Origin of the sequence: Pseudomonas sp. SF2, from assembly GCF_036858055.1 — a bacterium.
Taxonomy (GTDB): domain Bacteria; phylum Pseudomonadota; class Gammaproteobacteria; order Pseudomonadales; family Pseudomonadaceae; genus Aquipseudomonas.
This window is the reverse complement of the sequence record NZ_JAMBDI010000009.1, coordinates 201,557-216,727: the sequence shown is the minus strand read 5'-3', so window position 1 is coordinate 216,727 and position 15,171 is coordinate 201,557. Positions and strand designations below refer to the sequence as shown.

The 15,171-nt window shown below is 62.7% G+C and carries 14 protein-coding genes and 1 other RNA gene; 10 read left to right on the top strand and 5 right to left on the bottom strand.

The window, feature by feature from the left end:
- Positions 1-31 precede the first annotated feature (31 nt).
- Positions 32-466: a type II toxin-antitoxin system RatA family toxin gene (locus M2S36_RS06775; protein ID WP_046613141.1), complete on the bottom strand. Its 435-nt coding sequence runs from the start codon at positions 464-466 to the stop codon at positions 32-34.
- Between the two features lie 162 nt (positions 467-628).
- Between M2S36_RS06775 and smpB the strand changes: the two genes are divergently transcribed.
- Positions 629-1,111: an SsrA-binding protein SmpB gene (gene smpB / locus M2S36_RS06770; protein WP_013974300.1), complete on the top strand. Its 483-nt coding sequence runs from the start codon at positions 629-631 to the stop codon at positions 1,109-1,111.
- A 135-nt stretch (positions 1,112-1,246) separates the two neighbouring features.
- Here the strand turns inward: smpB and M2S36_RS06765 are convergent, their stop codons facing one another.
- Positions 1,247-2,014 (bottom strand): FCD domain-containing protein, encoded by a 768-nt coding sequence (locus tag M2S36_RS06765; protein WP_063911802.1) that lies wholly within the window; start codon positions 2,012-2,014, stop codon positions 1,247-1,249.
- Positions 2,015-2,270: 256 nt separating this feature from the next.
- Between M2S36_RS06765 and M2S36_RS06760 the strand changes: the two genes are divergently transcribed.
- The 7 genes from M2S36_RS06760 to M2S36_RS06730 all read left to right on the top strand — a co-directional run bounded on the left by M2S36_RS06760 (position 2,271) and on the right by M2S36_RS06730 (position 9,966).
- Positions 2,271-3,941, top strand: a complete 1,671-nt coding sequence (locus M2S36_RS06760) for a lactate permease LctP family transporter (protein ID WP_063911803.1) — start codon at positions 2,271-2,273, stop codon at positions 3,939-3,941.
- Between the two features lie 63 nt (positions 3,942-4,004).
- Positions 4,005-5,150 (top strand): FMN-dependent L-lactate dehydrogenase LldD, encoded by a 1,146-nt coding sequence (gene lldD, locus M2S36_RS06755; RefSeq protein ID WP_013974303.1) that lies wholly within the window; start codon positions 4,005-4,007, stop codon positions 5,148-5,150.
- Positions 5,151-5,225: 75 nt separating this feature from the next.
- Complete coding sequence (locus tag M2S36_RS06750) at positions 5,226-8,036, top strand: FAD-binding and (Fe-S)-binding domain-containing protein (RefSeq protein ID WP_207834314.1); 2,811 nt, start codon at positions 5,226-5,228, stop codon at positions 8,034-8,036.
- 270 nt (positions 8,037-8,306) lie between these two features.
- A complete protein-coding gene (locus M2S36_RS06745; protein WP_207834306.1) occupies positions 8,307-8,591 on the top strand; it encodes a hypothetical protein in 285 nt (94 codons plus the stop codon).
- A 99-nt stretch (positions 8,592-8,690) separates the two neighbouring features.
- Positions 8,691-9,082, top strand: a transfer-messenger RNA (tmRNA) gene (gene ssrA, locus M2S36_RS06740).
- A 354-nt stretch (positions 9,083-9,436) separates the two neighbouring features.
- A complete protein-coding gene (locus tag M2S36_RS06735; RefSeq protein ID WP_333956855.1) occupies positions 9,437-9,679 on the top strand; it encodes a hypothetical protein in 243 nt (80 codons plus the stop codon).
- Between the two features lie 23 nt (positions 9,680-9,702).
- Positions 9,703-9,966 (top strand): DUF3077 domain-containing protein, encoded by a 264-nt coding sequence (locus tag M2S36_RS06730; protein ID WP_114170744.1) that lies wholly within the window; start codon positions 9,703-9,705, stop codon positions 9,964-9,966.
- A gap of 398 nt (positions 9,967-10,364) precedes the next feature.
- Here M2S36_RS06730 and M2S36_RS06725 read toward each other — a convergent pair whose 3' ends face one another.
- The gene (locus M2S36_RS06725; protein WP_085625710.1) at positions 10,365-11,243 is read right to left on the bottom strand and encodes a helix-turn-helix transcriptional regulator; all 879 of its coding nucleotides are present in this window, start codon (positions 11,241-11,243) and stop codon (positions 10,365-10,367) included.
- Between the two features lie 349 nt (positions 11,244-11,592).
- Here M2S36_RS06725 and M2S36_RS06720 point away from each other — a divergent pair, with 349 nt between their 5' ends.
- Positions 11,593-11,838: a hypothetical protein gene (locus M2S36_RS06720; protein WP_333956854.1), complete on the top strand. Its 246-nt coding sequence runs from the start codon at positions 11,593-11,595 to the stop codon at positions 11,836-11,838.
- Between the two features lie 104 nt (positions 11,839-11,942).
- Here M2S36_RS06720 and M2S36_RS06715 read toward each other — a convergent pair whose 3' ends face one another.
- Together M2S36_RS06715 and M2S36_RS06710 are read right to left on the bottom strand one after the other, a co-directional pair.
- A complete protein-coding gene (locus M2S36_RS06715; protein ID WP_207834299.1) occupies positions 11,943-12,422 on the bottom strand; it encodes a hypothetical protein in 480 nt (159 codons plus the stop codon).
- Positions 12,423-12,585: 163 nt separating this feature from the next.
- Positions 12,586-14,112, bottom strand: a complete 1,527-nt coding sequence (locus tag M2S36_RS06710) for an MFS transporter (RefSeq protein WP_333956853.1) — start codon at positions 14,110-14,112, stop codon at positions 12,586-12,588.
- A 176-nt stretch (positions 14,113-14,288) separates the two neighbouring features.
- Here M2S36_RS06710 and M2S36_RS06705 point away from each other — a divergent pair, with 176 nt between their 5' ends.
- Positions 14,289-15,152 (top strand): LysR family transcriptional regulator, encoded by an 864-nt coding sequence (locus M2S36_RS06705; protein WP_207834295.1) that lies wholly within the window; start codon positions 14,289-14,291, stop codon positions 15,150-15,152.
- Positions 15,153-15,171 lie beyond the last annotated feature (19 nt).

Here is a 15,171-nt window from a genome sequence, read left to right as displayed (position 1 = left end):
TGGTCCGGGCTTTTTGTTGCCGCTTTTTCAGTCAGGCATTCAGCTGCTTGGCACGCTGGCAGAACGCATCCACCAGCGTATTGGCCGCCTGGTTGAACAGTGGCCCAAGGGTTGCGCGCACCAGCGGACCGGCGTAGTCGAACGACAGGTCCAGGCTGATCTTGCAGGCCTTGTCACCCAGCGGTTTGAACACCCACAGGCCATGCAACTGGGTGAACGGCCCCTCCTCCAGGTTCATCTCAATGGACTGCCCCGGCACCAGTACGTTGCGCGTGACAAAGTGCTGGCTCATGCCGCCCTTGGCCACTTCAAGCTTGGCGCGCATGTGCGTGTCACTGGCTTCGATCACCGTCGAGGCCGAGCACCAAGGCAGGAACTGCGGGTAGCTGGCCACATCGTTGACCAGATCGTAGAGCGCCTGGGCAGGGTATGGCAGCAGGGCGGAGCGTTGAATATGGGTAGTCATCCAGGCGTCACTTCCAAGGCTGGGTGGCGGCGCTTCACAGCGTGCCGAAAACAGGTACTGTCCCCAAGACAGGGGCTGTATTGTCCGGTATTCATTGCAGTGGCTCAAGCACACCGAAATCCCGTAGCCGACAACGCGGCGACTGCCTATAATGCCGCCCCTATGGCTAAGCAAAAGAAACATCCGACCGGGACCATCGCGCAGAACAAGAAGGCGCGACACGATTACTTCATCGAACACAAGTTCGAGGCCGGGCTGGTCCTGTCCGGCTGGGAAGTAAAAAGCCTGCGAGCCGGCAAGGCGCACCTGACTGACAGCTACGTGCTGCTGAAGGACGGTGAAGCCTGGCTGTTCGGCAGCCACATCACCCCGCTGACCACGGCCAGCACCCACGTCATCGCCGACCCCATCCGCACCCGCAAGCTGCTGCTGAACAAGCGCGAGCTCGAGCGCCTGGAAGCGGCCGTGGCGCAAAAGGGCTACACCTGCGTGGCCCTGGCGCTGTACTGGAGCAAGCACCTGATCAAGTGCGAAATCGCACTGGGCAAGGGCAAGAAGGAATTCGACAAGCGCGACACCATGCGCGAGCGCGATTCCAACCGCGAGCTGCAGCGGGCGGTGCGGAACAAGGGCAAGGAAGAGTAATACCTCTTCTTCAGCCTGCTCCGGCCTCTTCGCGGGTAAACCCGCTCCCACAGGGTTAACACTGAATTCAGATTCGGTGCCATCCCTGTGGGAGCGGGTTTACCCGCGAAGAGGCCAGCATTGCCAATACAAATCTCAACGCCCGCTACGCCGCTCCGCCCGCGCCACTCGCTGCGCTTCTTCGTGCGCCTCCTCCAGCACCTCCTGCACATACAGAATGTGCCGGCTGGACACCTCCCGCGCATCCTCCGCCCTGCCCTCGACAATCGCCAGGTACAGTTCCCGGTGCTGACTGATCAGCATGTCCCGGGTCTCGGTCCGTTGCTGGTACATGCCACCAATGTTGGTCACCACGTTGCGCTTGAGCAGGTCGAACAAGCCCCGAATGGTGTGCAGCAGCACGGCGTTATGGCTGGCCTCGGCAATCGCCAGGTGGAAACACGCATCGGCGGCGCCCTCCTCCGCCCGGGTCACTTCGTCAGCCCTGGCATAGCAGTCCTGCAGCGCATCGAAGGCCGCCTTGAGCCGCGCCCGGTCCGGCTCGGTGGCGCGCCGAGCCGCGTAGTAGGCGCAGGACGCCTCAAGGGTATGGCGGAATTCGAGCAGGTCACGCTGCGCCTCGGCACTGTGCTCGAGCAACTGCAACAACGGGTCGCTGAAGGTGGACCCCAGGGACTCGGCGACAAAATTGCCCCCACCCTGGCGGCTGACCAGCAGCCCCTTGGCCACCAGTTTCTGGATCGCCTCACGCAGTGACGGGCGGGACACGCCGAACTGCTCGGCGAGGACGCGCTCGGCCGGCAGCCGCTGCCCCGAGGTCAGCGTGCCTTCCAGAATCATCCCTTCCAACCGATCGACGATGTCGTCGGACAGGCGCCGTTGGCGGACCTGATCAAAAACCATCACATGCTCTCCACAAACCCCCGGCAGATTTCAGGGGGCGTCTATTCTCGCCGATCCAGGCCGCGCAAACACCCATCAGGCAACGATTTTCCCAGCCCATCAGGGGCCCGCTCATCGGCACGCGACCAAAGTTTTGCACAGGACAAATTGACACACCCACGGAGACGCTTTTAACCTAGCGACCAGCCATTGTAAATTGGTCTTACCAATTATCCAATGCCAGTGCCTGACCAACAACAATTAGGGGCCACCCCATATGCAAACCTGGCAACAACTCTATAGCCCGCTTGGTAGTCTTGGCCTGTCCGCACTGGCGGCGGTCATTCCCATCGTCTTCTTCTTCCTTGCCCTCGCCGTGTTCCGCCTCAAAGGCCACGTGGCCGGCAGCATCACCCTCGCGTTGTCGATCCTGGTGGCAATCTTTGCCTTCCAGATGCCTGTCGACATGGCATTCGCCGCCGCGGGTTATGGCTTCCTCTACGGCCTCTGGCCGATTGCCTGGATCATCGTTGCCGCGGTGTTCCTGTACAAACTCACGGTCAAGAGCGGCCAGTTCGAAGTGATCCGCAGCTCGGTGCTGTCGATTACCGACGACCAGCGCCTGCAAGTGCTGCTGATCGGCTTCTGCTTCGGCGCCTTCCTGGAAGGTGCGGCGGGCTTTGGTGCACCGGTGGCAATCACTGCCGCGCTGCTGGTGGGCCTGGGCTTCAACCCGCTGTACGCCGCCGGCCTGTGCCTGATCGCCAATACCGCGCCAGTGGCCTTCGGCGCCCTGGGCATCCCGATCATCGTGGCCGGCCAGGTCACCGGTATCGACGCCTTCCACATTGGCGCCATGACCGGTCGCCAGCTGCCGCTGCTGTCGCTGTTCGTGCCGTTCTGGCTGGTGTTCATGATGGACGGCCTGCGTGGCGTGAAGGAAACCTGGCCTGCCGCCCTGGTCGCCGGCCTGAGCTTCGCCGTCACCCAGTACTTCACCTCGAACTTCATCGGCCCGGAGCTGCCGGACATCACCTCGGCCCTGGCCAGCCTGATCGCCCTGACCCTGTTCCTGAAAGTCTGGCAGCCCAAGCGTTCGTTCGCCGAAGCCAAAGGCAGCGTCGGCGCCGCCGTGGTGCAGCCAAGCGGCAGCCAGCCAAGCCCCTACAGCTTTGGCGAGATCTTCAAGGCCTGGTCGCCGTTCCTGATCCTCACCGTGCTGGTGACCATCTGGACCCTGAAGCCATTCAAGGCGGCCTTCGCCCCGGGCGGCGCGATGTACAACTTCGTGTTCAACTTCGCCATCCCGCACCTCGACCAGCTGGTGATCAAGAGCGCACCGATCGTCGCCGCGCCAACCGCCATGCCAGCGGTGTTCAAGCTCGACCCGATCTCTGCCACCGGCACCGCGATCTTCCTCTCGGCGCTGATCTCCATGGCGGTGCTGAAGATCAACTTCAAAACTGGTCTGACCACTTTCAAGGAAACCTTCTGGGAACTGCGCTGGCCCATCCTGTCGATCGGCATGGTGCTGGCCTTCGCCTTCGTCACCAACTACTCGGGCATGTCCTCGACCATGGCCCTGGTGCTGGCCGGTACCGGTGCCGCGTTCCCGTTCTTCTCGCCGTTCCTCGGCTGGCTTGGCGTGTTCCTGACCGGTTCCGACACCTCGTCCAACGCCCTGTTCAGCTCGCTGCAGGCCACCACCGCACACCAGATCGGGGTCAACGACACCCTGCTGGTAGCGGCCAACACCAGCGGCGGCGTGACCGGCAAGATGATCTCGCCGCAATCGATCGCCGTGGCCTGCGCCGCCACCGGCCTGGTCGGCAAGGAATCCGACCTGTTCCGCTTCACCGTCAAGCACAGCCTGTTCTTCGCCACCATCGTCGGCCTGATCACCCTGATCCAGGCCTACTGGCTGACCGGCATGCTGGTTCATCACTAAAGTGAAAGGGGCCGGGCGCCATCGCGCGCCCGGCAATCCCCACACGCAACGCTGCGAGAATCCATGATCATTTCTGCCTCTACCGACTATCGCGCCGCGGCCCAACGCAAGCTGCCTCCCTTCCTGTTCCACTATGCCGACGGCGGCGCCTACGCCGAGCACACCCTGCGCCACAACGTCTCGGACCTGGCCAGCATTGCCCTGCGTCAGCGCGTGCTGAAGAACATGTCCGAGCTCAGCCTGCAGACCAAGCTGTTCGACGAAACCCTGAGCATGCCGGTGGCCCTGGCCCCGGTCGGCCTCACCGGCATGTACGCCCGCCGTGGCGAAGTGCAGGCGGCGCGCGCAGCGGCGGCCCACGGCATCCCGTTCACCATGTCCACTGTGTCGGTGTGCCCGATCGAAGAAGTGGCCCCGGCCATCGACCGGCCGATGTGGTTCCAGCTGTACGTGCTCAAGGACCGCGGTTTCATGCGCAACGCCCTGGAGCGGGCCAAGGCCGCCGGGGTCAAGACCCTGGTGTTCACCGTCGACATGCCAACCCCAGGCGCCCGCTACCGCGACGCCCACTCTGGCATGAGCGGCAAGAACGGCCCGCTGCGCCGCGTGCTGCAAGCCATGACCCACCCCGAGTGGGCATGGGATGTCGGCGTGATGGGCCGCCCACACGACCTGGGCAACATTTCCACCTACCGTGGCAACCCCACGGGCCTTGCCGACTACATCGGCTGGCTGGCCAACAACTTCGACCCGTCGATCTCCTGGAAAGACCTGGAGTGGATCCGCGAGTTCTGGGATGGCCCGATGATCATCAAGGGCATTCTCGATGCCGATGACGCCCGCGATGCAGTCAGGTTCGGTGCCGACGGCATCGTCGTGTCCAACCACGGCGGCCGCCAGCTCGATGGCGTGCTGTCCAGCGCCCGCGCCCTGCCGGCGATTGCCGATGCGGTCAAAGGTGACCTGAAGATCCTCGCCGACTCCGGCATCCGCAGCGGCCTCGACGTGGTACGCATGATCGCCCTGGGTGCCGATACCGTACTGATCGGCCGCGCCTTCCTCTACGCCCTTGCCGTGCACGGCCAGGCCGGGGTGAAAAACCTGCTGGAGCTGTTCGAGAAGGAAATGCGCGTGGCCATGGTGCTGACCGGCGCCAAGTCGATCAGCGAAATCACCCGCGACTCGCTGGTACGCGAACTGGGCGCCTGACCGCCTGCAAGAACGACCGCCTGATTGACCCGGGGCATGTGGCGCACAGACGCCACGGCCCCGCGAGGAGACTGCATGAGCCTGCCCGCCGCGTTCCTGCGTGATGCCGAGCGCCTGATCCCCGCCGAACGCCGTTTCGACGACCCCACCTCCACCCTGGCCTTCGGCACCGACGCCAGCTTCTACCGGCTGATACCCAAGCTGGTGGTGCGCGTCGAGTCCGAGGACGAAGTGGTCGGCCTGATCAAACTGGCCCAGCGCGAGCGCGTGCCGGTCACCTTCCGCGCCGCCGGCACCAGCCTGTCCGGCCAGGCCATCAGCGACTCGGTGCTGATCGTGCTCGGCGATAACTGGAACGGCCGCGAAATCCGCGGCCAAGGCGAGCAGATCCGCCTGCAACCCGGGGTCATCGGCGCCCAGGCCAACGCCTGGCTGGCGCCTTTCGGGCGCAAGATCGGCCCCGATCCGGCCTCGATCAACGCCTGCAAGATTGGCGGCATCGTCGCCAACAACGCCAGCGGCATGTGCTGCGGCACCGCGCAGAACACCTACCATACCCTGGCCGGCCTGCGCCTGGTGCTGGCCGACGGCACGCGCCTGGACAGCGAAGACCCGGCCAGCGTCGCCGCGTTCGAGGCCAGCCACGCCGACCTGCTGGAAGCACTGGCCCGCCTGGGCCGCGAGACCCGCGCCAACACCGCACTTGCCGAGCGTATCCGGCACAAGTACCGGCTGAAGAACACCACCGGCCTATCGCTGAACGCGCTGGTGGACTACGACCAGCCGCTGGATATCCTGCAGCACCTGCTGGTCGGTTCCGAAGGTACCCTGGGCTTCATCAGTGCCGTCACCTACGACACCGTGCCCGACCACCCGCACAAGGCCAGCGCGCTGTTGGTGTTCCCCAGCGTGGAAAGCTGCTGCCGTGCGGTGACCGTGCTCAAGCGCCAGCCGGTTTCGGCCGTGGAACTGCTCGACCGCCGTAGCCTGCGCTCGGTGCAGGACATGCCTGGCATGCCGCTGTGGGTAAAAGGCCTGTCGGACAACGCCTGCGCCCTGCTGATCGAGTCCCGCGCCGCCAGCCAGAGCCTGCTGCATGAACAACTGCAACAGGTGATGGCCTCGATTGCCGACTTCCCACTGGAACAGCAGGTGGACTTCAGCGAAGACCCGACTGTTTACAACCAGCTGTGGAAAATCCGCAAGGACACCTTCCCCGCCGTCGGCGCCGTGCGCCAGACCGGCACCACCGTCATCATCGAAGACGTGACTTTCCCCATCGAGCAACTGGCCGAAGGCGTCAACCGCCTGATCCAGCTGTTCGACAAGCACCGCTACGACGAAGCGATCATTTTCGGCCATGCCCTGGAAGGCAACCTGCATTTCGTCTTTACCCAGGGTTTCAACAGCGCCGAGGAAGTCGCCCGCTACCAGGCCTTCATGGACGACGTGGCGCAACTGGTGGCGGTGGAGTTTGGCGGCTCGCTCAAGGCCGAGCACGGCACCGGGCGCAACATGGCGCCGTTCGTGGAGCTGGAGTGGGGGCAGGATGCCTACCAGCTGATGTGGAAGCTGAAGCGCCTGCTCGACCCCAACGGCATCCTCAACCCCGACGTGGTGTTGAGCGAAGACCCGGACATCCACCTGAAAAACCTCAAGCCGCTGCCCGCTGCCGACGAGATCGTCGACAAGTGCATCGAGTGCGGCTTCTGCGAACCGGTGTGCCCGTCCAAGGGCCTGACCCTCAGCCCGCGCCAGCGCATCGTCATGTGGCGTGACATTCAGGCCAAACAGCGCGCCGGCATCGACACCCGCGAGCTGATGCAGACCTACCAGTACCAGGGTATCGACACCTGCGCCGCCACCGGCCTGTGCGCCCAGCGCTGCCCGGTCGGCATCAACACCGGCGAACTGGTGAAGAAACTGCGCAGCCAGGCCGCCGCACACGAAAAAGCCGCCGACTGGCTGGCCGAACACTTCCACACCGCCCTGGGCGGCGCGCGCCTGACCCTGACCGCCGCCAACACCGCGCGCAAGCTGCTCGGCGCCCCACGCCTGGGCCGCCTGAGCGCCGCGCTGAACAAAGCCAGCAAAGGCCGCCTGCCGCAGTGGACCCCGGCCATGCCACAACCCCTGCGCCCGCTGGACTTCGGCCCGGCCAGCAACGACGCCCGCCCCCGCGTGGTGTACCTGGCTGCCTGCGTCTCGCGGGTGATGGGCCCGGCCTATGCCGACCGCGAGCAGAGCTCGCTACTGGACAAGACCCGCGCCCTGCTGGAAAAGGCTGGTTACCAGGTAGTGTTCCCCGACAACGCCGACAGCCTGTGCTGCGGCCAGCCGTTCGCCTCCAAGGGCTACCCCGAGCAGGCCGAACACAAACGCCAGGAACTGATCGCCGCCCTGCTGCACGCCAGCCGCGGCGGCCTCGACCCGATCTACTGCGACACCAGCCCCTGCACCCTGCGCCTGGTGCAGGACCTGAGCGATACCCGGCTGGACCTGTACGACCCGGTGCGCTTCATCCGCACCCACCTGCTCGAGCGCCTGGAATTCACCCCCCAGGACGAACCAGTGGCCGTGCACGTGACCTGCAGCACCCAGCACCTGGGCGAAAGCCAGGCACTGATCGACCTGGCGCGGCGTTGCAGCAAGCAGGTGGTAATCCCGGAGGGCATACACTGCTGCGGCTTTGCCGGTGACAAAGGCTTCACCACCCCCGAACTCAACGCCCACTCGCTGCGCAGCCTGAAGGATGCGGTGCAATATTGCAGCGAAGGCATCTCCACCAGCCGCACCTGCGAGATCGGCCTGTCCAGCCACAGCGGCATCGACTACCACGGCCTGGTCTACCTGGTAGACCGCGTCACCCGGCCACGCAGTATCTGACCCTGTGGGAGCGGGCATGCCCGCGAACACCGGCGCAGCCGGTGCCATGCACCGCGCTGCCTGTTTCGCGGGCACGCCCGCTCCCACCGGTACTGCACATGCCCGAGCCAACCCAATTCCATGTGGGAGCGGGTTCACCCGCGAACACCGGCATAGCCGGTGCCATCCCCACCATCATCTCACGCCGCCACCATCTCGATTGAACCCGCGCCAATCCCCCGCAGTCCACCCTTACAGGCCCACCCTCCAGAGGCCCAGAAGGAGACTCCCATGAAAGGTACCGCGCTTTCGGCCCTGTTCGCGGCCGCCACCATGCTGGCTTCACCGGTGTTCGCCGCCGAAGACCTGTGCACGGCCAACCTGCAAAAGATCGACGACAGCATGGCCACCGCCGGCGCCACCTCCGAAGGCCTGGACAAGGCCATTACCGAGCACGTCGACAAAGCCAAGGCTGCCCAGGCCTCGGGCGATACCAAGGAATGCATCGCCATCACCAGCAAAGTCCTCGAACGCCTGGAAAAAACCGAGAAAGGCAGCGGTGGTAGCGGCACGTGAGCCCAGCGGCGGGCGACCGGTCCGGCTGTCGACGTCGCCCGCACAATGGCGTATACTCGGCCTCACGTACCGTAAGGTGCGTTAGCCAAGAGCTAGTGTGGGGCCGATCAGGATTCGACGCCGGTAGCGAAACTCTAGGTGCATGCCGAGTTGGTAACAGAACTCGTAAATCCACTGTTGCAACTTTCTATAGTTGCCAATGACGAAAACTACGAGGGCTACGCTCTCGCTGCGTAAGCAGCTGAGCCCGCTCTCCTGGTAGCTTCGGCTCCAGCAATCATCAGGGGATGCCTGTAAACCCGAAATGATTGTCATACAGAACAGGATCGTCGTGTAGCACGTTGGGGGCAAAGCGACTAAAACTTACCCAACTCGTCCAAAGCACCCTGCCCGTCGGGCGGCTGCGGATTAACTCAGTAGACACGGCTAAGCATGTAGTACCGACAGCGGAGTACTGGCGGACGGGGGTTCAAATCCCCCCGGCTCCACCAAATCCCAAAGAAGAAGACGCCCTCGGGCGTCTTTTTTTTGTGCCTGGGTTTTGGGCTGAACGAGCCCGGAAAATCAGATTTAACCCCTTCCGCGTAGGACGTTTCCCAAAGATACTCCCAACGCCTGTTTTCCGTTGCGGTCGTTTTTTCAGGGTTTTAGTCTCGTCGGGTCGTTGTACATCAACGATCAGCTTTGACAGGCTGATGACGACCAAACAGACAGTTTTTGCCTATGGCGGCTGTGTGTGGGGCACCTCGTGTGCGCCGGTTTGGTCTTCACCGGTCTGTCAACCCATACACAGCTGCCACCACTTGTTTGACAGCAAGCGCTGGTCGCTCCACTGAGGACCAAAAATGCTGAAGATCGTCCCCGACCCACCCCACCATCCCCTTTCCCTGGAAGACACCATCATGCTCGCCTCGGACTACGCGCTCTGTGCCGAAGCCGTAGCCCAGCATGCAATGCTGATGCAGCCACGATCGCTGGCGTCACTGTTGATCATGGCGTCAATACACGAGCTTGAAGCCCTGCGCAAACTTCTCGAGTCAGCGCTGGCACACATACACAAGCCCTCGGCCCCGCAAGCCGTGCACTGATTCGCGACCAGGGAGATCGGCCAATGACCACCGAAGACACCCAATGCACCGTCGGTAAAACCATCTTCTACCAAGGCGAAAACCAGACTCACCCACTGTTCCGCATCGAGCCCGGCATACCCTGCCAGAACGCCCGCGAGCAAGCTTCGGAACTGATGGGCTATGCGCGGGACCTGACCATCGACGGCCTGATGGAAGACAAGCCGAAGCTGATCTGGGCCGCGCATTATCTTTGCGCTTTGGGCAAGGCGCTGCTGGATGATGCCGAGCTAGGAATGATGCGGTAGCCACCGTACTTCGGGCTGCGCTGTCGCGAAGCACCGGGTTCACAGACGGGTTCGCTCATTACCCTGTGGGAGCGGGTTTACTCGCGAAGAATCCAAGGCGCTGCATGGCATCGGCTCCACCGGTGCCCGCGGCGACGGCCGCTCCCACAAGTAGGGTGTGAATTCAATGCCAGCCAGTTGACCTGTGGGAGCGGGCAAGCCCGCGAAGAATCCAGTGCAGTGCATGGTACCGGCTACGCCGGTGTTCGCAATAAGCCCGCCCGACAAAGGCTACGCGCGACAGGAGGAGACAACTGACAGATTACCAGTCGCTGCTTCCTGGATATGCTCACTCCACCAGATCATCATCGGCCGTCTCCGCTCGATGTGCAAAACCGTGAGGTCGACAAGGGACGTCTTTAGTCCAGGCTCAGCCAGAGTTTCAACTCAGCCCGGTTCGCCAACACCAACTGCTGGGCTTCAGGGCGGGCGTCATGCAGGTTCGGATTTACGTGAAATCGTTTCACTACGTACTTCGCCAATGCTTGTGAGCTTTTGACCACAAGCTGCCCATCAGTCATCGCGTAGTCCACTTCAATGATCGACCGTTGCGCTGGAGTCAGGCGCTCGTCCGGCTTGAAGATCACATCGATCTTGGTGTTCCACTCCACGTCGTGCTCGACACCATTTTCCGTCTGATCGTCGAGCAGCTCCGGCTCCCCTCGAAAACGGCTCAACACAAAGTCCCGATACTCCCGGTTCTTCTCGCAGTAAGCCCGCACGTGCCAACGCATCCCGGTGTACACCAACGTGTGCGGCGCAATGGTGCGCCCTTCCACTTCCGGGGTTTTGAACGACACGTACTCGATGTCCAGACGCCGCTTTTCACGACACGCCTTGAGCAGTGGCCGCAGCACCTCGGGCCTCACAGATCGATCGGGTACCTTCAACACTTCAGTGTGCGCGTAAGCCAGGTTCAACCCTTCGATATGCGGCGCACGCTCATCGTTGTGGTTGAGCAGGTCCAGGTAGGCACTGGCGCTGTCGTCGATGAACAACGGTTTGAACTGCCGGGTTGGCACGTAGCCTTTGATCTGCTTGTCGTAGACCAGATTCTTCGAGGCATAGTCGGTGATGTAGGTGTTGATGTCCTTCGATGCCTGCTGCCGGCTGATGCCGAAGCACTGCATCAAGTGGTTGGTGGTCAGGCGCCCCTCCCACCAGACTACCGTTTCGATCAGGCGGTAGCGCAGGGCAAGGTCCCAGCGGATTTGATCCATGCTTTGCTTATGTTTCATCGTGGGCCCTGAATGATTGGCAGCGAGTAGCGACCAGACGAATGATGTGTCGTGAAATCCTACGTGTCTGCTCAATTACGTTCAACATGCGCTAGACATGTAAAGTATTTATACGTATCAAGCAGGCGGTCGAAAATCTCCATTGCGAGAGTGCTTTCCTCTTGAGGCCACGCCATACGCGGCCTGCACGATAGCACATTGCCTTCACCCTCCTATCCACGCGCCAGCCAAGCGCAGGCGGGATCTGCACTAATCCTTTACCTGTACAAGTAGCCAATATAGACGTGTAGCCTTACTAGACATATCGTTTCACTTAACGGCAAACAGCCACTACTCAAGGAAGCGATAAATGGAAACCCTGCAGCTCGCACTGCTGAGCCTAAGCGGCATCACTCTGCTCGTTCTCGTGCTGGTGCACTCTCGGATTGGAGAGGTCTGGGATGTGCTCAGAAACGATCGGGACGTGCAGCGCATCGCTCGGATTCACGAGCACGAGAACAATGAGCTGCGCTCCGAGTTGCGCGCTGAACGTGAGCTGGTGGGGCAGCTCCGGCGTCAGGTTCAGATGCTGCTGGGAGTGGCGCCCGAGAGCTGAAGTATCCCGGGATGTGAACGTGAGCCAGCGCAAGCCTGGCTCACGGGTGGGGTACTGCCTACATGAATCGCTGCGCAAGTGGCGTGTTGCCTAATGCCTGGCTATCACCTGTCTTCGCGGTTTGCAAACGGATCGAAGGCAGGGTCATTCAACTTCAGAATGTGATCCCTGATGGCATTCCCTGTCAGCTCGATGAACTGCATATAAAAATCCTTGCCCAGCTGTAGCAAAGGTGACCCCTCCAAGGAGTCAGCGACGGCATCCAAGGTAATGCTCCCGAACTGTTCAGAGATGATCTCGACGCTGCGCTCACGCATTTCGGGCTTGTCATAAGGCTTCTGGTACCAGGTCGCGATCTGGTACTGGGCATCTTCTCTCTCCAGCGCGTTGTACAGATGGCTGGCCATCGCAATACTGGTTTCGCGAACCAGGCCGGGGTCGATATCACGCTGCTCAAGCAGCACTTCAACGGGCTGCCAGGCAACATTAAGCAAGTCGCCGATGGTAAAGCCGGGCATCGGCGGAAACACGCCTGGCGGCAGTTCGGACTGTGGGATTGAAGTTTCGTTGGAGTAATCGTGCACGAGAAGGTCCTTGTCTCAGCATAATCTGGCGATTGCCAGATCCCTTGGCGCCGTTGTCTACGCGTCCTCAATGAGAGTAATCATTTGAATTGGTTGCGCGCAAGGAGCATGTAATGCAACGCGACCTGCCTCCAAAGCCGAACGTCGTTTCAGGCCACCCGGTTCACGATTGCTGTGCTCCCTGGAGGGTTGGCAGTGGCCGCCTCAGCAACGTGCCAACCGACACGGCAAACAGCAGTGCCGCTACGCCCGCAACTTGCAATACAGCTTCGAAACCACCCATGAACGCCTGCCGGGCCAAGGGAGCTACTGCTTGACGCAGGCTTGGGTCGAGCATGGCCAATGCCGCTTGCAGGTCACCTGCGGCAACCCGGGTAGCCATTGCGGCAACCTGGCCCGATTGAGCGGGCGCCACGGTGGCCATGGCCTCATGCAACAATTGCCCGCTGCGGGCAGCTAGCACACCCCCGAGAACACCGATGGCAAGCACGATCGCGCCGAACCGCGTGGTGGTGCTCAGGCCCGAAGCCATGCCGGTACGTTCACGCGGTACGCAAGCCATGATGTTCTTCTGCGTATCGCCATTGAGCAGCCCGGCGCCAGCGCCCAGCACCACGCTGGCGAGGGCGAATGCGCTATAGCCGCCGTATCCTGCAGCCCAGGCGCACAGCAGGTTGCCCGCCCCTACCAGCACCAGGCCCAGCGCAAACACCTGCGCCGGGCTCAAGCGTGCAGCCAGACGCATGCCCAGGCGTGGGGTCAGCAGCATGGCCACGGCAAACGGCAGCATGCCTGCGCCAGCAGCCAAGGCCGACAATTGCAGGCCGTTCTGCAGGTACAGCGGCAGCAGGGTCATCATCACCTGGGCGCAGGCAGCATAGGCAAACATCCCCAGCAAGGCGCCAACGAAACGCCCGCTGCGCATCAGCCGCAGGTCGATCATCGGCCGTTCCTGGCTGCGCTCGACCATGACGAACAGGCCGAACAGGAAGGCGCTGATCACCAGCCGCCCCAGGGTTTGCGCACTGCCCCAGCCTACCTGGTTGGCATCGATCATCGCCCAGATCAGGTAACCCAGGCTGCCGGCGAAAGTCAGGCTGCCCCATGGGTCGAGCCGTGCCGCAGCGCTGTCACGGGACTCTTCGACACTGCGCAACACCATCACTGCCAGCACTGCCACCAACGGCAAGTTGATGTAGAAGATCCAGCGCCAGCCAAGAGTGCTGGCGATCACCCCGCCCAGTAGCGGCGCAAAAGTGATGGTGGCGCCCATGCAGGCGCCCCAGAAGGCCCAGGCGCGCATGCGTTCCTGGGGTTGATGGAAGCGGTTGCCGATCGCGGCCAGGGCCGAGGTCAGCAAAAGCGCCGCGCCGACGCCCTTGGCTGCCCTGGCCAGGTCGAGGAACAGCAGATTGGGCGCCGCGCCGCAGGCTAGCGAGGCGATGCCGAACAGAGCCAGGCCGAGCAGCAGCATGCGCCGGCGGCCAAAACGGTCGGCAAGGCTGCCAGCGGGCAGCAGGCAGGCGGCGAAGGCCAGCAGGTAGGCGCTGACCACCCATTCAATATCGGCGAACGAGCCGGACAGTTCGCGCGCGATGCTGGGCAGGCTGACCGCGACGATGTTGGTGTCGAGAATGATCAGGGCGCAGACCTGGGAGGCGGTGAGCAAGGTGAAACGCGCAGAGGGCATGGTGAGGCTCCGGATGCATAGCGGGTCGGTTTTGGCGGTGTTATTGGCCTGCAAGATCGCCGGGCAGCCTTTGCCGCCAAGCCACCAGCCTTGTAGTGTTGGCCTCACCATAACGCCGCCAGCCCCCAGGCTTGTTAGCCCCGGCGGCCTGCGTCATTACCCTGTAGGTAACACCCATGGAAATCCGCCATTTCCGCTACTTCCTCTGCGTCGCCCGCCACGGTCACTTCACCCGCGCCGCCGAGCAACTGGGCATCGCTCCGCCCACCCTCAGCCGGCAGATCCAGGACATGGAGCGCGAACTGGGCGTGCGCCTGTTCGAGCGCAACCAGCGCGAGGTCAACCTCACCGCCGCCGGCCAGGCGCTGTTGATCGAGGCCGAACATGCCGTACGCCAGTTCGACGCCGCGCAACTGGGCGCGCAACGGGCCGCCCGAGGCGAAAGCGGGCGCATCGAACTGGGCTATGTGGCCTCGGCCGCTTACTCGGGCATGCTCCAGCAGCAAGTCAGCCGCTACAGCGAAACCTGCCCCGGTGTGCGCCTGAACATTCGCGAACTGCCCATGACCGAACTGCCCGGCATGGTCCGCGATGGCCTGCTCGACCTTGCCTATGTGCGCTCGCCGATGGAGCTGCCCGGAGAGCTCGAAGCCATCGCCTTGCACCAGGAAGGTTTCGTCCTGGCCCTGCCCGCCAGCTCGCGGATCAATGAAGTTCCGCAGATCCCGGCTTCGCGCCTGGCCAATGAAACCTTCATCCTGCCCGAGCAGATCTCCGGGACGCTGGAGGTAGCGGCACAAGGTGGCTTCGTCCCGAGGCTCGGCCCACAGCCGGGTAGCCTGGTGGCGGTGATCACCCTGGTGTCACTCGGCCAAGGCATCGCAGTGGTGCCGGAATCGGTGGTACAGCGCATCAGCCTGCCGCAGGTGAACTACCGGCGTATTGTCGACTGCCAGGCCAGCTCGTGGCTTAGCCTGATTCACCGGCGCTTCGAGAAAGCGCCAGCGACAATCAGCTACATCAAGATGATGAAAGGCTGAAAAAACAAAGGGCACCCAT

Bases quoted from the DNA above. Each gene is read 5' to 3' on its own strand.
- M2S36_RS06745 (WP_207834306.1), top strand. From the start codon at position 8,307: ATGAAAGGTACCGCGCTTTCGGCCCTGTTCGCGGCCGCCACCATGCTG.
- M2S36_RS06760 (WP_063911803.1), top strand. From the start codon at position 2,271: ATGCAAACCTGGCAACAACTCTATAGCCCGCTTGGTAGTCTTGGCCTG.
- M2S36_RS06730 (WP_114170744.1), top strand. From the start codon at position 9,703: ATGACCACCGAAGACACCCAATGCACCGTCGGTAAAACCATCTTCTAC.
- M2S36_RS06725 (WP_085625710.1), bottom strand. From the start codon at position 11,243: ATGAAACATAAGCAAAGCATGGATCAAATCCGCTGGGACCTTGCCCTG.
- M2S36_RS06735 (WP_333956855.1), top strand. From the start codon at position 9,437: ATGCTGAAGATCGTCCCCGACCCACCCCACCATCCCCTTTCCCTGGAA.
- smpB (WP_013974300.1), top strand. From the start codon at position 629: ATGGCTAAGCAAAAGAAACATCCGACCGGGACCATCGCGCAGAACAAG.
- M2S36_RS06775 (WP_046613141.1), bottom strand. From the start codon at position 466: ATGACTACCCATATTCAACGCTCCGCCCTGCTGCCATACCCTGCCCAG.
- M2S36_RS06765 (WP_063911802.1), bottom strand. From the start codon at position 2,014: ATGGTTTTTGATCAGGTCCGCCAACGGCGCCTGTCCGACGACATCGTC.
- M2S36_RS06720 (WP_333956854.1), top strand. From the start codon at position 11,593: ATGGAAACCCTGCAGCTCGCACTGCTGAGCCTAAGCGGCATCACTCTG.
- M2S36_RS06750 (WP_207834314.1), top strand. From the start codon at position 5,226: ATGAGCCTGCCCGCCGCGTTCCTGCGTGATGCCGAGCGCCTGATCCCC.
- lldD (WP_013974303.1), top strand. From the start codon at position 4,005: ATGATCATTTCTGCCTCTACCGACTATCGCGCCGCGGCCCAACGCAAG.
- M2S36_RS06705 (WP_207834295.1), top strand. From the start codon at position 14,289: ATGGAAATCCGCCATTTCCGCTACTTCCTCTGCGTCGCCCGCCACGGT.
- M2S36_RS06710 (WP_333956853.1), bottom strand. From the start codon at position 14,112: ATGCCCTCTGCGCGTTTCACCTTGCTCACCGCCTCCCAGGTCTGCGCC.